The following is a 22,429-nucleotide window of genomic DNA, read 5'->3' as shown; positions in this document are numbered from 1 at the left end:
ACCATGACTGATAACAAATAACAGTCATGGTATTGTTGTAAAGACTCAATATTTAGCAGTTATAAATAGAGTTTCTGATGGTCTCCATCCTACAGCATAGGTATCTGCCAGTTTTAACCAGTACTTAATTCTTTCTTCTTTGGGAAGAATTACTCCCCAATACTCTTCAAATAAGGCATCTTCTAATTCATAAAACGCTCGAAGCATTTCGGCCTCTATATCTTTTAATGCCCTTTCTATATAATTGCCACCTCTTTCTGGCGATGATCTCATTGCAACACTTCCAGCAGAAAATAAATCTCTAGCTTGATTACACAATATGCCATAATATGTTAGAAGAAACATTGTCACATCATCGTATTTTCCCGATACTCGGCTAGATTTAACAATCTGTGGACAAAGTACTGCTGATTCTGCTCGATACTTTCGCTTCTCCGGCTGAGAAAGTTTTGTATATAGCCTTACTTCCAATGGTAGAGTTCTTTCATCAGGTTGATCATCAATCCACCAAAGCCTTTCACCGGGCTTTAACCTATTTTTTGCATACTTTCTAATGAAGGGCATTTTTTCTTCCGGACTTAAAATCCTGAAGTCGTTATAGCTTATATTGAGCTTATCGAATAATGGTTCTTTGGCATTAATTTCCACTTCAAATCTTGGAACATGAGACGTTCTTACATGCATGATACATTCTTCATAACGCCCCCATTTAGCTTCTGGTTCTCCGCCAATTTTTCCAAAAAGTAGATATACATAATCTACTCCCTGCTTACGACTCCCTTCGAAAATGCTATTTGCTATTGATCTCCATGTATTATTATCTGAATATTTTACTTCTACACCAAAGTTTCCAATAATTATGTCTGGAAACTCTTGTGCAGGCGGATTCATATCTACAGATAACCCCATGTCCGTTAATATTTCTCCTAAAACCGCTCTGACTCTTTGCTCAAATTTTTTTGAGTTATGATGCTCGTTTGATGATTTCAAGTCTTGAGTGAGTTTTTCTGTTGCCTTGGTTAATAAGGTCTCAAAAATTTGGCGCTCTATCATTTTCCATCTAACATTTTTTCTATCCATATATGCCATTAGATTACAACGACATGCGCCGTGGTCACAAGTTATAATAAAGTGCGTAAAAATCAATTAAATAGAGCAAGATACCAAAGAGCTGAAGTCGTTTTGTTGACACCCACTAACTCTGCCGCAGTGCGGGTTGTAGCCCCCGCCACAAAGAGTTCCTGAAGACGTTTTTGCTTGTATTGGCTAATCCGACTTTTTCTCATTTGGATATCCTAGATCAAATTACTTATCTAGGGCAGCCCCAATTATTTGTTGTTAGGAAATATTTCCAATTGATTATAATTTTAACATGTTATCTTTCCACCAAAACCATACCCGCACCATATGTGCATAAGTACCTCTTTAACTGGCGTGTCCCATTTTTTGCAGACTGACCTGACAAATGATAGTAAAAACTATTAGTATTGGGAAAACGATCACTTTAGATTGAAAACTTATTTTCAGGGAAGTAGAAATGTTACATGTACTTGCGTGGCCTGATCTGTTTATTTGCATTTTTGTCGTTTTCTTTGCTTATCTGGTTTTTGGTATGGCCGGGTTTGGTTCTGCTCTTATTGCTAGCCCAGTTCTGGCATTTTATATTCCTGTAGCGAAAATTGTTCCTATGCTCGCGTTGGTAGATTTAATCGCCGCAGTGATTAATATTACTAGAGAGGGTAAAAAATCAGAGTTTAGTGAGTTCAAATTAATGATTCCATTAATGGTTGTCGGTAGCTTGATTGGCGCCGCCATTTTATTGATGGCCCGACCTGATGTTTTAGTTCTGGTGTTGGGGTTATTTGTTGTTTTCTATTCAATTTATTCGCTATTTTTCAGTAAAACCTATCGTCAATTCCCCGCTAAAGCCGCTATTCCATTTGGTCTGGGTGGAGGTATTTTCAGTGCGCTATTTGGTAGTGGGGGTTTTCTTTATGCAATTTATCTAACTGGGCGGATAGCAGATAAGGAAATTTTCAGGATCACTCAGACGACTTTAATTGGTTTCAGTACCCTGACGAGAGTGATTATTTTTGTTGTCATGGGGATTTATCTGGATACCTCATTTTTGTTATTGATACTGGTATTTATTCCAGCCATGTTGTTGGGAATCTATTTTGGTCGCCAGGTGACACTGAAAATCTCCAGAGAAACATTCTTGAAGTTTATCAATATTATTGTACTGGCTTCGGGGTTAATGCTGATATATCGTTATATATTTACTATTTGAAATATACCCGTCATCTTTCAAGTTGCCTCTTTGTTGGCTGCACTCACTCACCCCAGTCACATAGTTATCTATGCTCCCGGGGATTCGCTCCTTTGCCGCCGCGATGCATCTTGAAATCAATAGGGTATAGTAACTAATTGGAATTAATGTATTCAATATAATATTATTAATTTGTTGTTTTCAGTTCATTTCATATTTATTCTCTTTGTTTTTGCTGGATAGGCATAAATAAAATGAGTAGTCGTGATTATAGAAATAATAATTTTTTTGCCATTTTTACTATTACCACGAGTGTCGCTGTTATTGGCATTGTCATTGGTTTGACTATCCCAATGATAGCGTTACGCTTAAATAGCCAAGGTATTGATGAGTTGTACATTGGTTTAATTTCTGCGGCTCCGGCATTGGGGGTTCTTTTGAGTGCTCCGGTAGTCCAGAAAATTGTAGCTCTGGTAGGTAAGAAACACGCCATGATGATTGCAACAGGGGTTTCTGCTGGCAGTTTGCTCCCACTTTTGGGTTCGTTGCCGATGGAGTTGCTTTTTCCTCTGCGGTTAGTTACTGGTGCTGCTAACGGGTTAATGATCTGTCTCGGTGAAACCTGGATTAATGAACTCTCTGAAGAGAATAAACGAGGCAGGGTACTGGCTGTTTATACAACAGTTTTTACTATCAGTCAGTTGCTTGGCCCTTCTATCATTGCTTTTTATGGTATCGCAGATAAAACGCCGATACTGATTTGTACTCTGATCCATATCTTTTCACTGGTGCTCTTTGTCATGGTAGATCAGAAGAAAGGCGATAAGTTGCCGCAACACAGTAAGAAATCTAATTTCTCTATTGTTCAATTTGTGAAGATTGCACCGGCGATCTGTGGTGGTGTGCTATTTTTTTCCTTTTTCGACGGGACCATTCTTTCTATGTTTCCCATCTACGGGATGAGTTGTGGGTATACCGAAGCGGTAGCTGCACTGATGATAAGTGTCATTCTTGCTGGTGATGCAGTGATGCAGCTTCCGTTTGGTTGGCTGGCGGATCATATGAATCGTATGCGCCTATACCAGATTTGTGGTGTAGCAACGCTCGGAGCAAGTGCATTATTGCCGTTTGTTATGACATATCAATATCTTATCTGGCCTTTGTTGATTGTTTTAGGGGCAACTGCGGGGGCTATCTACACCATTGCATTGGTCCAAATCGGTCAGTATTTTTCAGGAAATGATCTGATAGTGGCTAATGCCGCGGCGGCTATGTTGTGGGGAATTGGGAGTTTGTTTGGACCACTGCTTGCCGGTATAGCGAGTTCAGTGACGCCATCAGGTTTACCTGTTCTGCTTGTCATCATTGCAGCACTGTTTCTGGTTTCAACCATGGATCGGTTTAATCCACAAAGTGATAAAAGTAATAAAAGTAATAAAAGCTGAAGTATTCAGTCGGTAGTTGTACAGGTGCAAAAGCTGGCGGTGAATAGCAGTCAGCACTGAGTAAATATTATGTTTTTTCAAAGGGCTGGGGAGTCGAATCCTAAGATTGAAACATTGCGATTAATTATTGTGAAAAGTTTAATTTCTGGAAGTCATTTTGTTAATGCTTGGCTAAATAATACTTTAGCTATTGATTTCGACACTATGATCACTGGATAATCTTTCGCCTCAAATTCTCTCACTGTTTTCTATTCTAAAAGCCAAACGATTGCTTTTATGATTTGTTGAACCGATTGGTGCAATGTTCATTAAGTTGTTGTGTTATTAAGCAAGGTAATCGTTTTCGTTTGATGAGGAAGTGGAAGAAGTACCATTAACATAATGCAGGGGAACGACATGTCTGGCACTCAGGCACCAGTTAAATGCAAACTGGATAAGTATTTTAAATTGACTGAACGTGGCACAACGGTACGCCGTGAAATTCTGGCAGGGATCACAACTTTCTTGGCGATGGTTTATTCAGTCATCGTTGTACCAGGAATGTTAGGGCAGGCAGGGTTTCCCCATACTGCTGTCTTTATTGCGACTTGTTTAGTTGCCGGTTTTGGTTCTTTGTTAATGGGGCTGTGGGTTAACTTGCCAATGGCAATTGGTTGTGCAATTTCGTTGACTGCATTTACCGCTTTTAGTTTGGTTTTAGGACAGCAAATCACTATTCCGGTTGCACTCGGTGCGGTATTTTTGATGGGGTGTTTGTTTACAGTGATTTCTGTTACCGGTATTCGTTCTTGGATTCTACGCAATATACCCATGGGCATTGCGCATGGTGCAGGGATTGGTATTGGGCTGTTTTTGTTGCTGATTGCATCAAACGGTGTTGGTCTGGTCATTAAGAACCCTCTGGAAGGTTTGCCTGTTGCTTTGGGGTCGTTCACCTCTTTTCCGGTTATGATGACTCTGCTTGGGCTGGCTGTTATTTTTGGTCTGGAAAAATTGAAAGTTCCCGGTGGTGTGCTGTTAGTGATCGTGGTGATTTCAGTTATTGGGCTGGTTTTTGATCCGGCGGTAAAATATCAAGGGTTCTTTAAGATACCAAGTCTGGGAGATGATGGCCTGTCCTTGATTTTTAGTATGGATATTATGGGGGCTTTGCAGCCAATTGTGTTACCCAGTGTGTTGGCGTTAGTCATGACTGCGGTGTTTGATGCGACCGGTACCATCCGTGCGGTAGCAGGGCAAGGGAACCTGTTGGATAAAGGCGGACAGATTATTAATGGCGGTAAAGCACTGACTGCCGACTCTGTTAGTAGTATTTTTGCCGGTGCTATCGGTGCTTCTCCGGCTGCGGTATATATCGAATCAGCCGCGGGTACCGCAGCCGGCGGTAAAACAGGTTTAACCGCAACAGTTGTCGGTATCCTGTTCTTGTTAATTTTGTTCTTTTCTCCACTTTCCTATCTTGTACCGGCGTATGCCACCGCGCCGGCGTTGATGTATGTTGGTTTGTTGATGCTGAGTAATGTCAGAAAGCTGGATTTCGATGATTTTGTTGGGGCGATGTCCGGTATGCTTTGTGCAGTCTTTATTGTTCTGACCTGCAATATTGTAACCGGTATTATGTTGGGTTTCAGTTCGCTGGTTGTTGGTCGTATCTGTTCCGGTGAATGGCGCCAATTGAATATCGGTACCGTGGTAATTACGATCGCTTTAGTAGCATTTTATGCTGGTGATTGGGCTATTTGATTGATTAAAAAGTGCGTAATGGGTGTTCACCCCTGCGCACTTTGCCAATTCTTGCGATTACTTTTAAATTCTCAATTATTTCCCCTGTATTTATCTGATTAGTTTACAATATTCCTGTAATTCTTTCAGATACGGCTCCGCGTGTATCTACCTTTTTCGATTGATTCAGTTATTTTAGTATTAAGATTTATTCTCACTGTTTTGTGTTAACGGGAAGAAAAAGAGTTTCAATCTGTATACCAACGGTTCTTAGGCAAATTGTAAGGGCAACATGGAAATATTCTTTACTATTCTGATCTTGATTTTGGTGGTTTCAGTTTCTGGCGTTCTGACTAAAGTGATTCCGTTCCGCATACCTCTGCCGTTAATGCAAATTGCTATGGGAGCATTGCTGGCTTGGCCGCACTTTGGCTTACATGTGACTTTTAATCCTGAGCTATTTCTCGTTCTGCTAATTCCTCCTTTGTTATTCGTTGATGGCTGGAAAATGCCGACCAGAGAGTTTTTCCAGTATGGACGGGAAATTTTCATACTGATGCTGGTATTGGTGCTGGTTACTGTTGTCGGTATTGGTTATCTGATTTACTGGCTGATGCCTGGTATTCCGTTAATTGCTGCTTTTGCCCTTGCTGCTGTGCTATCGCCAACAGATGCGGTGGCTTTATCATCCATTGTTGGAAAAAGGCGTATGCCTAAGCGCATGATGAATGTGATGGAAGGGGAAGCGTTAATGAACGATGCTTCCGGCCTGGTAGCCTTAAAGTTCGCTGTAGCGATAGCAATGGGAACGATGGCATTTTCTGTTACTGGCATGACCATAGAATTCTTCAAAGTTGCTATTGGCGGTTTGTTATCCGGTATTGCAGTAACCTGGTTGTACAGTAAATCCCTGCGCTTAATGAATCGTTGGAGCGGTGGCGATCCGGCAACCCAAATTGTTTTCATGTTGCTGTTGCCGTTTGCTTCTTATCTGATTGCAGAACATATTGGTGTTTCCGGTATCCTTGCCGCGGTTGCCGCGGGTATGACGATCAGTAAATCTGGGGTCATCCGCAATGCTCCGTTGGCAATGCGTTTGCGTGCTGATAGTGTCTGGTCAATGCTGGCGTTCGTATTTAACGGCCTGGTGTTTGTCATGCTGGGCCTGCAATTACCGGGGATCTGGCAAACTTCCGTTATACAGGCAGAAATTGATCCAACTGTTGAAACCTGGATGCTGTTCGCCGCAGTTGCAGTGATTTATGGAGCCCTTTTATTACTGCGTTTCTGCTGGTTATGGCTGATGAAGAATATCAGCAAATTTTTTATGAAAAAAAATCCACTGAATTTTGCGACTTATACCACTCGTGAATTATGGCTGGCATCTTTTGCCGGAGTTCGTGGAGCAATCACACTTGCTGGCGCACTGTCTGTTCCTCTGTTTCTGACGGATGGTACGCCATTCCCGGCCCGTTATCAGCTTATCTTTATTGCCGCGGGAGTCATTCTGTTCTCGTTGTTAATTGGCGTTCTCTCTTTGCCATTCCTGTTACGGGGAATGCAAACTTCCGATAAGGAGGCAGATATCAGTGAGGTCCGAATGGCGCGGGCAGCTATGGCGGAAGTGGCGATTGTCAGTATGAATAAGATGGAAGAGCGTCTTTCTGCTAGTCCCGAAGAGCAATTGGATGCTGAAGTGATTACTGAAGTTGCTTCCAGGGTAATTGGCTATTTGCGTCGCCGTACTGTGGGGCAAGATGAGATAGAACATAGCCTGCTAGTGGAAGATTTGGAGCGTCGTTTTCGTCTGACTGCATTAAGGGCAGAGCGTGGTGAGTTATATCATCTGCGTGCAACTAGAAAAATCAGTAATGAGACACTTCAAACCTTGCTGCATGATTTGGATTTACTGGAAGCTCTACTGGTACAGAAAGAGCATTGATATCCTATAATTTGTGAGTTGTCACGATAATCTTGTGAGTCGCCGTGTTCAGCCTGATCGGTGGATATTTCGCCTGTCAGGTTGATAACTGATTTTATATGTTTACTCGTATCTGGCTGGTGGTATTGGGTTTCCCGCCGTGGATACCGGAACCTCTCGGCAATGATGAATAATATGTTGGTTCCGGTGGAATGGCTGATCAATTTACCATTGGTGGGAGTTTGGTTGTTGCGTTGTTCTGGGGGCATCAACGTTTAATTTTGCAATTCCTTTTACGAATGGCAGATTATCCATCGCGTGCTGGCGTGCGGAATGGATAAACGCGTCAATCTCAGGCTGATACTGTTCTCCTTCACGAACGGCAGCGTACAGCCTGCTCCATAAACCTTCTCCCAGTGTTTTAGTTACCACTAACTCTTGCCTTTCAAATGTCTCAACAACCCAATGTGGCAGAGCCGCGATTCCCATGCGGGCAGCGACCATTTGGATCAGTAACAGGGTGTTATCCACATTTTTCAACATAGGGACAACGCCCGCCGGTTGCAAGAAACGCCGCCAGATATCGAATCTCTGACGTTGAACGGGGTAGATCATCAACGTCTCATCAATTAAATCTTTTGGCTGGATGTGCAGTTTATTGGCCAGAGGATGATCCGGAGCAACAACCAGTTTGACCTCATAATCAAATAGCGGTGTGTAGTGCAAATGACTCTCAGGGAGAATATCTGATGTCAAAACGACATCCAATTCTCGTTGCAGTAATGCAGGTTGTGGATCAAAAGTGACGCCGGATTTGAAATCCACATTGACTTGTGGCCAGGTTTCTCGGAAATGCTTGAGTGCAGGTGTCAGCCATTGAATACAACTATGACATTCAATAGCGATACGCAGATTTGTTTGGCTCGGTTCTTTACATTCGCGCAGTGCATTTTGAACCAGAGGGAGCACTTGTTCTGCTAGTCGTAATAAAACTTCACCCTGTGGTGTGAAACGAAGCGGTTGACTTTTACGAATGAACAACCGGAAGCCAAGGCGATGTTCAAGATCGCTGAACTGATGAGACAAAGCGGATTGTGTTTGATGCAGATGATTGGCTGCTGCCGCTAATGAACCACAATGACTCAATGATTGTAATGTTTTTAGGTGTTTTATTTCGATCATGAGAAACCTTCAGGATGATAATGAATAAATTGCGCTTGTGGTTTATACCTTACCTGTTGATTATGGATGTGTAAACATCTAGACGGCTAAAAATGACGGGATAATGAAATGACGACTATTAATCACACACTTGGCTTTCCACGTATCGGTTTGAAAAGAGAACTCAAAAAGGCTCAGGAAAATTATTGGGCAGGGAAAATTTCTCAGCAAGAATTATCGGAAACTGGCCGTGAGTTACGTGCCCGTCACTGGGAACAACAAAAGCAGGCTGGTGTTGATTTAGTGCCGGTTGGTGATTTCGCTTGGTATGATCATGTTCTAACCACCAGTTTACTACTCGGTAATGTGCCACCGCGTCACCAGAATCCAGATGGCACGATTGATCTAGATACACTGTTCCGTATTGCTCGCGGTCGTGCGCCGACGGGTGAACCTGCCGCCGCCGCAGAAATGACTAAATGGTTTAATACTAACTACCATTATATTGTGCCGGAATTTCAGCAAGGGCAGGAATTTAAGCTGAGTTGGACTCAGTTACTAGAAGAAGTGGATGAAGCCTTATCTCTGGGCCATCAAGTGAAACCAGTTTTACTGGGGCCGATAACTTACCTGTGGTTGGGTAAAGTGAAAGGTCAGGTATTTGATCGTCTCTCTTTATTGAAAGATATTCTTCCTGTTTATCAGCAAGTATTAGCTGAGTTAGCTAGACGTGGTATCGAATGGGTTCAGGTTGATGAACCTGCGCTGGTACTGGAACTGCCAGCAGAGTGGTTGGCAGCTTATCCGGTTGCTTATCAGGCACTTCAAGGACAGGTTAAACTATTGCTGACTACCTATTTCGATAGCGTTGGTCACAATCTAGAAACGATTAAATCTTTGCCGGTACAAGGGCTACATGTGGATCTGGTTGCTGGTCAGGATGATATCGCGCAACTGAATGAGTCATTGCCGAAAGATTGGGTGCTTTCCCTTGGTGTGATTAATGGTCGTAATGTATGGCGTGCTGATTTAACCGCTAAGCATCAGCTAATTAAGCCATTGGTAGGTAGCCGTACACTGTGGATCGGTTCTTCCTGTTCTCTTCTGCATAGCCCTATTGATCTGAGTGATGAGACTGCGCTTGATGCAGAGGTGAAAAGCTGGTTTGCGTTCGCATTGCAGAAATGTGAGGAGTTAGCTTTGCTGGCTGCGGCATTGAATCAGCCAGATGGCAGTAAACAAGCAGAATTGGATGCTTACAGTGCGCCAATCCGTGCACGTCGTGAATCTAAACGGGTGAATAATCAGGCTGTTACTGAGCGCCTGGCGGCAATTAAGCCACAGGACAGTGAGCGTAATCAGCCATACCCACAGCGTGCGGAAATACAGCGTCAGCGCTATAACTTGCCATTGTGGCCGACAACAACCATTGGATCATTCCCGCAAACGACGGAAATTCGTGGCTTGCGTTTGGATTTCAAAAAAGGCCGGGTAGATGGTGCCAGCTATCGTACCAATATCTGTGAACATATTAAGCAGGCAATTAACGAACAAGAACGTTTAGGATTAGATGTATTGGTTCATGGCGAAGCTGAACGTAACGACATGGTGGAGTACTTCGGTGAACACCTCGACGGTTTTGTCTTTACGCAGAATGGTTGGGTTCAGAGCTATGGGTCCCGCTGCGTGAAGCCACCAGTGATTATTGGCGACGTCAGTCGTCCAGAAGCTATCACGGTAGAATGGGCTAAATATGCTCAATCGCTGACGGAGAAACCTGTCAAAGGGATGTTAACCGGGCCGGTGACAATTCTCTGTTGGTCATTCCCAAGGGAAGATGTCAGCCGTGAGACGATTGCTAAACAGATTGCATTGGCACTGCGTGATGAAGTGGACGATTTGCAAGAAGCGGGTATTGGTATCATCCAGATTGATGAGCCAGCATTGCGGGAAGGTTTACCACTGCGCCGGGAAGAGTGGCAATCCTATCTAGATTGGGCGGTAGAAGCATTTAAATTGAATGCTGCAATTGCCAAAGATGACACACAGATTCACACTCATATGTGTTATTGCGAGTTCAATGACATCATGCCTTCCATCGCAGCATTAGATGCGGACGTGATTACCATTGAAACTTCCCGTTCAGATATGGAGCTGTTGGATTCATTCGAAAACTTCTCTTATCCGAATGAGATCGGGCCGGGGGTTTATGACATTCATTCACCTAACGTACCTAGTGTTGAATGGATTGAAGCACTGTTACGTAAAGCGGCTGATCGTATTCCGGTCGAACGCTTGTGGGTTAACCCGGATTGTGGCCTGAAAACCCGTGGTTGGATTGAAACTCGCCAGTCACTGGCAAACATGGTACAAGCAGCGAAACGCCTCCGTGAATCAGTGAAATAACGTATCCTGTAATTTGCCTGTCATCTTTAATTGGTGATGGGCATTTTTCATAAAATAATCTTTCTTTTTGCAATAGCACGTAGAGGTGCGGCTTGGCTGGGATCTTTTCTGTTACCAAACTTTTAGTAACTTATATATGCCATATTGGTATTTGAAAAAATACATTTTATTAACAAAATAACCCGGGTAGTAACAAGATGGAAGCATTGTAATATACCCTATGGATTTCAAGATGTATCGCGACGGCAAGGGAGCGAATCCCCGGGAGCATAGGTAACTATGTGACCGGGGTGAGTGAGTGCAGCCAACAAAGAGGCAACTTGAAAGATAACGGGTATAGAAACTTAATAATTAAAGAGAGGATTATATGGATGTTAATAAGTTGCAAGGTAAGAAAAGTAGCTCTCGAAGAAATTTTTTAAAAAGTAGTGCTGTTATTACAGCGACTGCTGCACTTGCTCCGATGAGTTTAGCTCGTGCGGAAACAAAGTTATCCCCACAACATGGAATAGGCGTATGTACGCTTGCGCCAGAGCAGATATCAGGGCCGTATTTCCGAAATGACAAAATTGTAAGAAGGGATATTACCGATTCAGAAGTAGGAATACCTTTTTTATTGAAAATTACTGTCATGGATAAAAAAACATGTAAACCCATTGATAATTTATTTATTGATATCTGGCATTGTAATAGTCGGGGGAAATATTCTGGTTGGAGTTATATCAGCCCCGATATAGTACCTAACGTTGCTGGAATAGCTTCTATCAATAGAACTGATGATAAAAATTTTCTAAGAGGAGCCCAACCATCGGATAAGAATGGGATAGTTAATTTTACGACTATTTATCCTGGGTTTTATGCTGGTAGAGCGACTCATATTCATGTTGCAATCAGAAAATTGAGTACAGATATAACTGACAAAGAGCACTTTGCTTTTGTTGGTCAAATGTATTTTCCAGAAGAAATAAATACAGCTGTTTATAAATATGATCTGTATTCAAAACAGAGGGTAATCAGAACAAAAAATCATGAGGATGAATATTTTAAAAATATGAATGGTCACCTTTCAGAAATAAAAGTAACAAAAATAGATGAATCTGATATTAACCGTGGGATACTGGGTGAAATAATTCTATCGATAGACTTGGAAAATATATCTAATTTCATAACTAAAGATGATTTATATTTTCATACGGTATGACCGGTTTTGTTGAATAAACTAAATTTCAATGTAATAATAGTTTACATATGAATATTGTGCAGGCACAGAGAGGATTATCTTTACTGTTTGATTGATATTATCAGTAGATTATATTTTCTGTGCCTGTTGTTTTCTCAGAGAAAAAAATTTTAGTCCTGCAAGCAGAATATCGAATTAATGAGTTGTGCCTCCATTAATGGCGATATCTTCACTGTTTTTTAATGCTCCAGCGATAGCAATTTCCAGTGCTGTTCTAATTGTTTCCAGGATCATACTCGGAGCGCCTGAATACCGAACTGCTTGTTCAGGTAGAAAAGGAATATGGATAAATCCACCGCGTATTTCAGGATGGATGCATGCCAAATGATGCAACAAGCCATACATGACGTGATTACAGACAAAAGTACCTGCGGTTTGTGAAATGGAGGCAGGGATTCCTGCTTCACACAAACTTTTGACTATCGCATTGATCGGTAATGTGGCGAAGTAGGCGGCAGGGCCTGTTGCGATTATGGGGGTATTGATAGGCCGATTGCCTTGATTATCAGGAGTGCTAGCATCATTGATATTAATTGCCACGCGTTCCACGGTAATATTTGGTCTACCGCCTGCCTGCCCCACGGCAATAACCAGATCAGGCTGCACATCATCAATAGCAGCATACAGACAAGACAGAGAGACGTCGAACACACACGGAAGCTGACGCGCCTCAATGTGGGCCCCGCATAATTCTCGCCCTTGCAGTTGTTTAGCTGCTTCCCATGATGGATTAGTCGTTTCTTTGCCGAAAGGCTCAAAACCTGTAATTAAAACTGTTTTCTGTGTCGTCATAGATAGTACCCTTATATGGTGGAAAGATTCTAACGTACCTAAACAATATGCATCCTATAAATGATAACCGTGATATTTTTATTTGACATACCTGTTATCTTTCAAGTTGCCTGTTTGTTGGCTTCGTTCGATCACCCCGGTCACAAAGTTAGCTATGCTCCCGGGGATTCGCTCCCTTGCCGTCACAATGCATCTTGAAATCCATAGGGTATACAGTTAATTTTTTAATATGTTCATCGTAAGAGAAAATTATTTTCAAAATAATTCAGCTTATTGCGTTGTTGGTTTATCAATGTTAAGAAAATATTTTAATAGCGCCGGTGATTTAATATTTGCTTAAGTTGATAGTTTATGGGAAATATTTTGTTTTATGACTGAGTTGTGAAACGATAATTTTTTCTTTGTGATGGGATGGATATTAACCGCTATTAACTCTCAAGGAGAAAATATTTCGATGAGATAGTCCGTGATATATTTTTCCCAGTACGTTTAAATATAATTAAACAATTGGTTGTTTTTTCCCATAATATGAACTCATTCAAGTTAGTTTATGGATGGAAGAAAACGCCCTGTTTTGTCCGTTTTGTGTTTTTTTTGTGATTTATATCTCAAAATAATGTACGTTTTTCTTTTTTATATTACTTTAAGGTGACATTTATCACTAAAAGATGTCTAAATGATCAATACAGTAGATCTCAACTAATTTCATTATAAATTCTTCTTGCTGAGGAGTCTGATATGTCTGATGTATTTCACTTAGGTCTGACCAAAAGCGACCTGCAAGGCGCAACGTTAGCTATTGTTCCGGGTGATCCGAAACGTGTGGAAAAAATCGCAAGATTGATGGATAACCCCGTTCATCTTGCTTCTTTACGTGAATTCACGTCATGGCGGGCAGAAATTGATGGTAAAGCTGTCATTGTGTGCTCTACGGGCATTGGTGGCCCGTCAACCTCTATCGCTGTTGAAGAATTAGCGCAATTGGGTGTGCGTACTTTTTTACGTATCGGCACAACAGGTGCAATTCAGGAAAATATCAATGTTGGTGATGTGTTGGTTACCACCGCAGCTGTTCGTTTGGATGGTGCCAGCCTGCATTTTGCTCCGATGGAATTCCCGGCGGTTGCCGATTTTGAATGTACGACAGCTCTGTACGAAGCAGCAAAAGATTTAGGTGCAATGGTACATGTGGGGGTAACGGCCTCTTCCGATACTTTTTATCCCGGCCAGGAGCGTTACGATACCTATTCTGGCCGTGTTGTGAGCCATTTTAAAGGTTCAATGGCTGAATGGCAGGCGATGGGGGTTATGAATTATGAAATGGAATCGGCAACTTTATTAACAATGTGTGCAAGCCAAGGGCTGCGTGCAGGTATGGTTGCCGGTGTTATTGTTAACCGTACTCAGCAGGAGATTCCTAATGTTGAATTACTTGAGAAAACAGAAAGTAACGCATTGGGGATTGTAGTAGAAGCTGCTCGCCGTTTGTTGTAAATCATACTTTTTGGGCCGGAGTATTCCGGCTCACTCTTATTTTGAATAGAAATCTGTTAATGTGTTAATACCTAACAACTGATTAAAAGTCATCATGATCACAACATCTTTATTGCATCCATCAGTGCTTCCCCTTAATGGAGGGATTAATTTTCGTGATTTAGGCGGTAAAAAAGTCGCGAGTGGTGGAAAAATCAAATCAGGCTTGCTTTTCCGTTCTGGTTCTCTGGATCGCTTAACAGAACAAGACCAATCTTTCCTGGCAAATAAAAATCTCTTTCAAATCATAGATTATCGTGATATCAGTGAAATAGTGGATAAACCCGATTTGATATGGAATGGCGCTAATTATCATCATGCTCCGGCCAATCCCTTATCTGATGAAGTGAATGCAAATCTGGAAAAATTGGCGTCAGAGATGTTGGAACAATTTAATCCTCAGGCATTTATGTTCCGTCTTTATGAATTACTGCCTCTAAAAAATTCAGCCTATAAGACATTAGTTAAATTACTGCAACAACCGGAAAAAGGTGGGATAGTCCAGCATTGTGCGGTAGGTAAAGACAGAACCGGTGTAGGTTCCGCGCTGGTATTATTTGCATTGGGGGCTGATTTGGATACGGTAATGGAAGATTATTTAGTGACTCACTCTACTTTGGCTCCTTACCGTGAATATCTGTTAAATGAGCATGCGAAAACCATGAGTGACGATGTGGTTGATAAATTCGCTTATGTTTATTCCGTGAGAGAAGAGTTTTTAATGACGGCATTAAACAGTATTAACCAGCATTATGGCAGTGTAGATATATGGCTGGAGAAAGATCTTGGCCTTGATTTTGCTGCTCGTAAGAAATTACAAGGTTATTTCCTTGAATAAAAAGTTGGTTTAATTCTGGTTAATGCAGCGGTGGTTAAATTGAATGTAGTATACCCGTTATCTTTCAAGTTGCCTCTTTGTTGGCTGCACTCGCTCACCCCAGTCACATAGTTATCTATGCTCCCGGGGATTCACTCCCTTGCCGTCGCGATGCATCTTGAAATCCATAGGGTATATTAATCAATATAGGAATTTGAATTTGAGCCTTCATGAAATAGTTGAGTTGGTAATCGCTTTTGTTAAAGCACACGATACCTGGATCATGCCGATTGTTTTCTTACTTGCTTTTGGTGAATCTCTGGCTTTTTTCTCATTGTTATTACCTGCAACAATCATATTGCTTGGGTTAGGTGCATTAATAGGTGAAAGTGGCCTTAATTTCTGGTCAATTTGGTTGGCAGCCGCGATAGGGGCCTTTTTGGGCGATTGGGTATCCTATATCGCCGGTGCGTATTTTAAAGGTGATGTTGGTAAAATCTGGCCGATTTCCCGTAAACCACAACTGCTGACACGAGCGCATAATTTTTTTGAGCGCTGGGGTATCTGGAGCATTTTCCTTGGTCGGTTTTTTGGGCCATTCCGTGCAATTGTGCCATTAGTCGCGGGCATTTGTACCATGCCGTTGCGCTACTTCCAGATTGCCAATATCTGTTCCGCACTTATCTGGTCTTTTGGCGTATTAGCTCCAGGAGCATTTGGTTTGCAATGGTTAGTGAAATGGGTGAGTTAATTGGGAGCGGCTTCGCAGACTGAACCATCTGTATAAATCATTCTGGACATCTATACAGTGGCAATTTAGTTTATCTGGTCTAAGCATTAGATAGAGGAAGTACCGGTGGGTATCCAGTTGTTATATACGTTGATAGGTACACTTGGCGGTCTTTTGGGTGGTGGTATTCTCGTTTGGTTCTCCGTTCATCAACGTATTCAACAACAAGAGTTGGAATTACGGAAATTGGACAGCCAGCTTGCCGTTGCCAATGAGAAACTTGAACAATCCGCTTATTGGCGGGTTGAATGCGAACAATTGAACCAAGAATTGCGGGCTCAGAGAGAAATCAATAGCGTGCAAGAATCTGAACTGCGGGAAGTGACGACACGTCTGGAAGAGAGTCGCCTTGCGGCTGAAGAGAAACAGCGGTTGCTGATCAACAGTGAACTACGTTTGAATACTCAATTTGAGAATTTGGCTAATCGTATTTTTGAACAAACGGGGCGCCGTACTGATGAACAAAATCGGCAAAGTCTCAATACGCTTTTGGCACCATTTCGTGAACAGCTCGATGGCCTTCATCGGCAAGTACAGGAGAGTTTTGGTCAGGAAGCCCGTGAACGGCATACTCTTGCACATGAAATCCGTAATTTACAGCAACTCAATGTCCAGATGGCGCAGGAAGCTATCAATCTGACAAATGCCCTTAAAGGTAATAATAAAATTCAGGGAGATTGGGGGGAAGTGGTGTTGGCTCGTATTTTGGAAGCTTCTGGTTTACGGGAAGGACATGAATTTCGCACTCAGGTGAATATCAAGGTAGAGGGTAACCGCCGTTTCCAACCCGATGTTATTGTTCATTTGCCGCAAGGGAAAGATGTGGTGATTGATGCCAAAATGTCGCTGGTTGCTTATGAGCGTTATTTTAATAGTGAAGATCAGCATCAGCGGGAATTAGCCCTTCAAGAACATATCGACTCAATTAAAGGTCATATCCGTGGTTTGAGCCGCAAAGATTACCAGCAGTTGCCTGGGCTGAAATCGTTGGACTATGTATTGATGTTTATTCCGGTTGAACCCGCTTATCTGGTTGCGCTGAACAAGGCGCCTGAGCTGCTTGATGAAGCACTTAAATACAATATTATGCTAGTTAGTCCATCAACATTGTTGGTTGCTGTGCGTACTATTAATAACTTGTGGCGCTATGATTATCAAAGCCAAAATGCGCGTTTAATCGCCGATAAGGCTGCCCGTATGTACGATAAAATGCGTTTGTTTGTCGATGACATGCAAGGTTTGGGGCAAAGCTTGGATAAGGCTCAACTTAATTATCGACTGGCAATGAAAAAGTTGACTGAGGGACGTGGCAACCTGATAAGTCAGGCGGAGAGTTTTCGTAATTTAGGTGTTGAGGTGAAACGTCCGATTGATCCTGAATTGGTTGATAAAGCCAGCCAATCATTCTGCGCTAATGATTAATACCAGGATAGGGTTTTATCTGAAAGGCTGATACACTTTTATAACGCTTTGAATAAAAAATGGGCAAATAACATGGTAGACCAAACGAAACAAACCACGCATTTTGGTTTCCGTACTGTAGCAAAGGATGAAAAAGCAGGCATGGTGGCCGAAGTGTTTCATTCTGTTGCAGCGAAATACGATTTAATGAATGATTTAATGTCGTTTGGTATCCATCGTATCTGGAAACGTATGGCTATTGATGCCAGTGGGGTGCGCAGAGGTCAGAGGATACTTGATTTAGCCGGTGGTACCGGAGATCTGACCGCCAAATTTTCTCGCATAGTTGGTGAAAAAGGCGAAGTTGTTCTTGCTGATATCAATGAATCTATGCTGAAGGTTGGGCGTGAGAAATTACGTGATGTTGGTATTGTTGGTAATGTCAGCTATGTGCAGGCTAATGCGGAAGCGTTGCCTTTCCCTGATAACTATTTTAATTGCATCACTATCTCTTTTGGGCTGCGCAATGTTACTGAAAAAGAAAAAGCCCTGCGTTCTATGTTTCGGGTGTTGAAGCCGGGTGGGCGTTTATTGGTACTTGAATTTTCTAAGCCTTTGTTCGCTCCGTTAAGCAAAGCGTATGATGCTTATTCTTTCCATGTGCTGCCAAAGATTGGTCAGGTTTTTGTGCAGGATGCTGACAGTTATCGTTATTTGGCGGAATCCATCCGTATGCATCCTGATCAGGATGCGCTTAAAACGATGATGGAAGAAGCTGGCTTTGAACAGGTGACTTATACCAATATGACTGGCGGCATTGTTGCACTACACAGAGGTTTTAAATTCTGAGATGGAAAGACCATCACTGAGTACAGTTATTAATTCCACACTTGCGCCGGTTTTAACCGCAGTGATGGAAACATCGTTGAATTACCTGTTGTACCGTGAACCCGTGTTAAGGCCAGCTCGTATGCGGCTGGTGGACAAAGTTTTGTCGATAGAATTAAAAGAAATGAATACACCACTCACGTTGGTGTTCAGTGAAAAACAGGTGGACGTATTAAGCCAATGGGGTGAATCTGCCGATTGCACTGTTAAAACTCACTTTTCTGCTTTGCTTAAACTACGGGATCGCCAACAAATTTCCAAGTTGCTCAATAGCGGTGAAATGGTTATTGAAGGGGATATGCAGGTTGTTCAGCAATGGTCTGCTTTGTTAGATATGGTTGAATGGGATTTGGCCCATTATCTTTCTCCTTATTTCGGGGATATCGCTGCCGAAAGTATTAGTCAAGCCCTTAAAAAGGGATTTCAGTGTGTTTCCGGCTCAATGGAATGCCAGAAAAATTATCTGGCGGAAGCGTTAACGGAAGAATGGAAACTGGCCCCAAATCAGCTTGAAGTGGCTTATTTCAGTGAAGAAGTTAGCATGTTGGCCAAAGATATCGAGCAAATAGAACAACGATTGGCAGTATTAGAGGGAAAATATGACTCCAGGTGAATTAAGGCGCCTTTATTTGATCATACGGGTTTTTCTTTCTTACGGATTAGAGGAGCTAATTCCTCGGATTCGCCTAACTTGGCCTCTTCGTTTTGGTCGTTATTTGTTGTTCTGGATCCCAAATAGACATAAAGATAAATCACTTGGGGAGAGATTACGGCTTGCCTTACAGGAATTAGGGCCTGTTTGGATTAAATTTGGACAGATGCTTTCAACGCGGCGTGATCTGTTTCCTCCAGCAATAGCGGATCAACTGGCATTGTTGCAAGACCGAGTTGCCTCTTTTGATGGTGCTCTGGCGCGTCAATATGTTGAAACCGCTTTAGGAGGGGCATTGGAAACCTGGTTTGATGATTTTGAACCTATTGCTCTGGCCTCTGCTTCAATTGCTCAGGTCCATACTGCTCGGTTAAAAGAGAATGGACAGGAAATTGTTATCAAAGTCATCCGCCCTGATATTCTGCCGATTATCAAAGCGGATATCCGGTTAATGTACCGTCTGGCTAATTGGGTACCAATGTTATTACCCGATGGACGTCGTTTACGTCCTCGTGAAGTTGTACGTGAATACGAGAAGACGTTAATTGATGAACTGAATTTGCTGCGTGAAGCGGCTAATGCAATTCAACTCCGCCGTAATTTCGAAAATAGTTCAACGCTTTATGTACCGGAAATTTATTCTGATTATTGCCGTGAAAATGTTCTGGTAATGGAGCGGGTTTATGGTATCCCTGTTTCTGATATTGAAGCATTGGAAGCGCAGAATACCAATATGAAATTGCTGGCCGAACGGGGCGTACAGGTCTTTTTTACACAGGTTTTTCGCGATAGCTTCTTCCATGCTGATATGCATCCGGGAAATATTTTTGTCAGCTATGAACATCCTGAAGATCCGTTTTATATTGGTATTGATTACGGTATTGTTGGTTCTCTTAATAAAGATGATAAACGTTATCTGGCTGAGAATTTTATTGCTTTCTTTAATCGTGATTACCGGAAAGTTGCTGAGCTTCATGTGGATTCAGGCTGGGTTCCTAGTGATACCAATGTTGAAGATTTTGAATTTGCAATTCGTACGGTTTGTGAGCCAATATTTGAGAAGCCACTTGCTGAAATTTCATTTGGTCATGTACTTCTGAATCTATTTAATACTGCACGTCGTTTTAATATGGCAGTGCAGCCTCAGTTAGTTCTTCTACAGAAGACGCTTTTGTATGTAGAAGGATTAGGACGGCAGCTCTATCCACAGCTTGATTTGTGGAAAACAGCAAAACCGTTTCTGGAGGAGTGGTTACATAGCCAGGTTGGATTGCCGGCTGTTATCCGAGCGTTGAAAGAAAAGGCGCCTTATTGGGCAGAAAAGTTGCCAGAACTACCTGAATTAGTGTATGACAGTCTTCAGCAGCATAAACATTTGCAGGTGAGCATTGAGAAGCTATCAGGTCATTTGAAAGGGCAACAGATAAAACAGCGGCAGTCGCAGTATTTGCTTGGTGTTGGTGCGATATTGTTTCTCTGTGGCAGCTTGTTTTTGTTATCTGGCTTAGCAAATATTCCTTGGTTGTTTATAGGCGCGGGTACCGTTTCATGGTTATTTGGCTGGTGTCGTCTGAATAAAGTTGAGTAAAATTTGTCTTAGGTCAGATTTTTTTGAAGATTGGTTATAGTTCGTCGTATATATATACCCTAAAGATTTCAAGATGCGTCGCGACGGCAAGGGAGTGAATCCCCGGGAGCATAGATAACTATGTGACTGGGGTGAGCGAGTGCAGCCAACAAAGAGGCAACTTGAAAGATAACGGGTATAATGAGCTATTAAAATAATCCCTGTTGAATAGAGGTGAATCAGAATGGGTGGTATAAGCATTTGGCAGTTACTCATTATTGCGGTCATTGTGGTGCTGTTGTTCGGCACAAATAAACTCCGTACTTTAGGTTCTGATCTTGGGGCATCTATTAAAGGTTTTAAAAAGGCGATAGGGGATGATAATCAGCCTCAACAGGCTCAAAAAACCAGTAGTGATGCCGATTTTGAGACTAAAAACATTACTGAAAGACAATCTGTAGCTCAATCTGAACCATCTGAGAGCAAAAACAAAGAGCAGGTATAAACCGTGTTTGACATTGGTTTTGGTGAGTTGCTGCTGGTTATGGTCATTGGCTTGGTGGTTTTGGGGCCAGAACGGCTACCGGTGGCAGTAAAAACGGTTGCTGGTTGGATCAGGGCACTGCGCTCTTTAGCTGCTAACGTCCAAAATGAGTTGGCCCAAGAGCTGAAATTGCAGGAGCTCCAAGAAAGCCTGAAAAAAGTTCAAGAAGAAGCGGGGTTGCAGAATTTATCCCCGGAACTAAAAGCTTCGATGGATGAGCTAAAAGAAACTGCTGAGTCTTTGAAAAAAGCATACCAAAATGAACCTGATGCGGGGAGTATGAACGCATCAGAAATAAATGAGGTGGCACAAAAGCCAGCAGCGTCTCAGGTTGTGGCTTCATCTGGACCTTCTGCTCTAGTGGATGATCAAGCGGCTTCTGCAACAAAGAAAAAAACTTCTAATTAAGTTAATGGTGAACACTAAAACATGGCTGTTGATGATACTCAACCACTTATCAGTCACCTTATTGAACTGCGTAAGCGAATTCTAAACAGTTTACTTACTGTATTAGTGGTTTTTTTAGCATTGGTTTATTTTTCTAACGACATCTATCAGATGATTTCTGCACCTTTGATTAAGCAGTTGCCTCAAGGTGCCAGTATGATAGCGACAGATGTTGCTTCTCCCTTTTTTACGCCAATAAAACTGACCATCATGGTGTCAATATTCGTATCTGCACCTATGGTTCTCTATCAAGTATGGGCATTTATTGCACCTGCGTTATATAAGCATGAACGCCGCTTGATGATCCCTTTGCTTGTTTCCAGTAGCCTGCTATTTTATTTGGGGATGGCGTTTGCTTATTTTGTTGTATTTCCGATAGCTTTTGGATTCTTTGCTAAAACGGCGCCTGAAGGGGTGCTGATTGCAACGGATATCAGTAACTACTTAAGCTTTGTCATGGCACTGTTTATGGCCTTTGGTGTCTCTTTTGAAGTACCCGTTGCCATTATTTTGTTATGTTGGAGTGGGGTAGTTACACCGGAATCCTTAAAGAAAAAGCGTCCGTATATTTTGGTCGGGGCCTTTGTTGTTGGCATGTTGTTAACGCCGCCGGATGTTTTCTCGCAAACCTTGCTGGCTATTCCTATGTATCTGCTGTTTGAATTGGGGATTTTGCTCTCCCGTTTTTATACCGGACAGCGGAAATTGGGGGATCGTTCAGAGGAAGATGAGCAGGAAGCGCCAGAAGTGAATACGGAAAAGTGATAATAGTAATCTTAACATGTTGTTCTGTAGTGCTAAGATAATTAGCACGAAGCGATAGCATATTAATTA

Annotated in this window: 22 protein-coding genes and 1 pseudogene; 17 read left to right on the top strand and 6 right to left on the bottom strand. The window is 42.2% G+C overall.

Annotated elements, in window-relative coordinates; all coding sequences use genetic code 11:
• Nucleotides 1–45: 45 nt before the first annotated feature.
• Together AAC155_RS17905 and AAC155_RS17900 are read right to left on the bottom strand one after the other, a co-directional pair.
• Entirely contained in the window at nucleotides 46–1,080 is a 1,035-nt protein-coding gene (locus tag AAC155_RS17905; protein WP_229015571.1) for a restriction endonuclease, read from the bottom strand.
• A gap of 80 nt (nucleotides 1,081–1,160) precedes the next feature.
• Nucleotides 1,161–1,286: pseudogene (locus AAC155_RS17900) on the bottom strand (IS1595 family transposase); the annotation flags it as partial.
• A gap of 251 nt (nucleotides 1,287–1,537) precedes the next feature.
• On the opposite strand from AAC155_RS17900, the gene AAC155_RS17895 reads away from it, so the two are divergent.
• The gene (locus tag AAC155_RS17895) at nucleotides 1,538–2,290 is read left to right on the top strand and encodes a sulfite exporter TauE/SafE family protein (RefSeq protein WP_113043595.1); all 753 of its coding nucleotides are present in this window, start codon (nucleotides 1,538–1,540) and stop codon (nucleotides 2,288–2,290) included.
• Here AAC155_RS17895 and AAC155_RS17890 read toward each other — a convergent pair.
• The gene (locus tag AAC155_RS17890) at nucleotides 2,255–2,446 is read right to left on the bottom strand and encodes a hypothetical protein (RefSeq protein ID WP_146748117.1); all 192 of its coding nucleotides are present in this window, start codon (nucleotides 2,444–2,446) and stop codon (nucleotides 2,255–2,257) included. The genes AAC155_RS17895 and AAC155_RS17890 overlap by 36 nt on opposite strands.
• 77 nt (nucleotides 2,447–2,523) lie before the next feature.
• On the opposite strand from AAC155_RS17890, the gene AAC155_RS17885 reads away from it, so the two are divergent.
• The 3 genes from AAC155_RS17885 to AAC155_RS17875 all read left to right on the top strand — a co-directional run bounded on the left by AAC155_RS17885 (nucleotide 2,524) and on the right by AAC155_RS17875 (nucleotide 7,378).
• Entirely contained in the window at nucleotides 2,524–3,714 is a 1,191-nt protein-coding gene (locus tag AAC155_RS17885) for an MFS transporter (protein ID WP_113043594.1), read from the top strand.
• A 396-nt stretch (nucleotides 3,715–4,110) separates the two neighbouring features.
• Nucleotides 4,111–5,457, top strand: coding sequence for an NCS2 family permease (locus AAC155_RS17880; RefSeq protein WP_113043593.1), 1,347 nt, complete (start codon nucleotides 4,111–4,113; stop codon nucleotides 5,455–5,457).
• 271 nt (nucleotides 5,458–5,728) lie between these two features.
• Entirely contained in the window at nucleotides 5,729–7,378 is a 1,650-nt protein-coding gene (locus AAC155_RS17875) for a Na+/H+ antiporter (protein WP_113043592.1), read from the top strand.
• A 204-nt stretch (nucleotides 7,379–7,582) separates the two neighbouring features.
• Here AAC155_RS17875 and metR read toward each other — a convergent pair whose 3' ends face one another.
• On the bottom strand, nucleotides 7,583–8,539 hold the full coding sequence (metR, locus tag AAC155_RS17870) for an HTH-type transcriptional regulator MetR (protein ID WP_113043591.1): 957 nt from the start codon (nucleotides 8,537–8,539) through the stop codon (nucleotides 7,583–7,585).
• A 108-nt stretch (nucleotides 8,540–8,647) separates the two neighbouring features.
• On the opposite strand from metR, the gene metE reads away from it, so the two are divergent.
• From metE to AAC155_RS17855, 3 genes are all read left to right on the top strand, one after another.
• A complete protein-coding gene (metE, locus tag AAC155_RS17865; RefSeq protein WP_113043590.1) occupies nucleotides 8,648–10,924 on the top strand; it encodes a 5-methyltetrahydropteroyltriglutamate--homocysteine S-methyltransferase in 2,277 nt (758 codons plus the stop codon).
• Nucleotides 10,925–11,205: 281 nt separating this feature from the next.
• Nucleotides 11,206–11,346 carry a hypothetical protein gene (locus tag AAC155_RS17860; RefSeq protein WP_158536601.1) on the top strand — a complete coding sequence of 47 codons (141 nt, stop codon included), beginning with the start codon at nucleotides 11,206–11,208 and terminating at the stop codon, nucleotides 11,344–11,346.
• Nucleotides 11,292–12,125, top strand: a complete 834-nt coding sequence (locus AAC155_RS17855) for a dioxygenase family protein (RefSeq protein ID WP_113043589.1) — start codon at nucleotides 11,292–11,294, stop codon at nucleotides 12,123–12,125. The genes AAC155_RS17860 and AAC155_RS17855 overlap by 55 nt, the downstream gene beginning before the upstream one ends.
• Nucleotides 12,126–12,299: 174 nt before the next feature.
• Here AAC155_RS17855 and pcp read toward each other — a convergent pair whose 3' ends face one another.
• The gene (gene pcp / locus AAC155_RS17850) at nucleotides 12,300–12,956 is read right to left on the bottom strand and encodes a pyroglutamyl-peptidase I (protein ID WP_113043588.1); all 657 of its coding nucleotides are present in this window, start codon (nucleotides 12,954–12,956) and stop codon (nucleotides 12,300–12,302) included.
• A 738-nt stretch (nucleotides 12,957–13,694) separates the two neighbouring features.
• Between pcp and udp the strand changes: the two genes are divergently transcribed.
• A complete protein-coding gene (gene udp, locus AAC155_RS17845; RefSeq protein ID WP_113043587.1) occupies nucleotides 13,695–14,450 on the top strand; it encodes a uridine phosphorylase in 756 nt (251 codons plus the stop codon).
• A gap of 94 nt (nucleotides 14,451–14,544) precedes the next feature.
• Nucleotides 14,545–15,327, top strand: coding sequence for a tyrosine-protein phosphatase (locus tag AAC155_RS17840; RefSeq protein ID WP_113043586.1), 783 nt, complete (start codon nucleotides 14,545–14,547; stop codon nucleotides 15,325–15,327).
• Here the strand turns inward: AAC155_RS17840 and AAC155_RS17835 are convergent.
• Nucleotides 15,312–15,434, bottom strand: a complete 123-nt coding sequence (locus AAC155_RS17835) for a hypothetical protein (protein WP_262405156.1) — start codon at nucleotides 15,432–15,434, stop codon at nucleotides 15,312–15,314. The two genes, AAC155_RS17840 and AAC155_RS17835, sit on opposite strands and share 16 nt — an antisense overlap.
• A 92-nt stretch (nucleotides 15,435–15,526) precedes the next feature.
• Between AAC155_RS17835 and AAC155_RS17830 the strand changes: the two genes are divergently transcribed.
• The 8 genes from AAC155_RS17830 (at nucleotide 15,527) to tatC (ending at nucleotide 22,360) form a co-directional block, all read left to right on the top strand.
• Nucleotides 15,527–16,057 (top strand): DedA family protein, encoded by a 531-nt coding sequence (locus AAC155_RS17830; protein ID WP_113043585.1) that lies wholly within the window; start codon nucleotides 15,527–15,529, stop codon nucleotides 16,055–16,057.
• Nucleotides 16,058–16,222: 165 nt separating this feature from the next.
• Nucleotides 16,223–17,518, top strand: a complete 1,296-nt coding sequence (gene rmuC, locus AAC155_RS17825) for a DNA recombination protein RmuC (protein WP_387493078.1) — start codon at nucleotides 16,223–16,225, stop codon at nucleotides 17,516–17,518.
• Between the two features lie 72 nt (nucleotides 17,519–17,590).
• Entirely contained in the window at nucleotides 17,591–18,346 is a 756-nt protein-coding gene (gene ubiE, locus AAC155_RS17820) for a bifunctional demethylmenaquinone methyltransferase/2-methoxy-6-polyprenyl-1,4-benzoquinol methylase UbiE (protein WP_113043583.1), read from the top strand.
• A gap of 1 nt (nucleotide 18,347) precedes the next feature.
• Entirely contained in the window at nucleotides 18,348–18,998 is a 651-nt protein-coding gene (gene ubiJ, locus AAC155_RS17815) for a ubiquinone biosynthesis protein UbiJ (RefSeq protein WP_113043582.1), read from the top strand.
• Entirely contained in the window at nucleotides 18,985–20,625 is a 1,641-nt protein-coding gene (ubiB, locus tag AAC155_RS17810) for a ubiquinone biosynthesis regulatory protein kinase UbiB (RefSeq protein ID WP_113043581.1), read from the top strand. The genes ubiJ and ubiB overlap by 14 nt, the downstream gene beginning before the upstream one ends.
• 223 nt (nucleotides 20,626–20,848) lie before the next feature.
• The gene (tatA, locus tag AAC155_RS17805) at nucleotides 20,849–21,109 is read left to right on the top strand and encodes a Sec-independent protein translocase subunit TatA (protein ID WP_113043580.1); all 261 of its coding nucleotides are present in this window, start codon (nucleotides 20,849–20,851) and stop codon (nucleotides 21,107–21,109) included.
• 3 nt (nucleotides 21,110–21,112) lie between these two features.
• Entirely contained in the window at nucleotides 21,113–21,556 is a 444-nt protein-coding gene (gene tatB, locus AAC155_RS17800) for a Sec-independent protein translocase protein TatB (protein WP_113043579.1), read from the top strand.
• A 21-nt stretch (nucleotides 21,557–21,577) separates the two neighbouring features.
• Entirely contained in the window at nucleotides 21,578–22,360 is a 783-nt protein-coding gene (gene tatC / locus AAC155_RS17795) for a Sec-independent protein translocase subunit TatC (protein ID WP_011148498.1), read from the top strand.
• Nucleotides 22,361–22,429 lie beyond the last annotated feature (69 nt).

Source organism: Photorhabdus sp. HUG-39 (assembly GCF_963878365.1).
Classification (GTDB): domain Bacteria; phylum Pseudomonadota; class Gammaproteobacteria; order Enterobacterales; family Enterobacteriaceae; genus Photorhabdus; species Photorhabdus kayaii.
The sequence above is the reverse complement of the archived record's forward strand: the minus strand, read 5'-3'. Positions and strand labels throughout refer to the sequence as shown.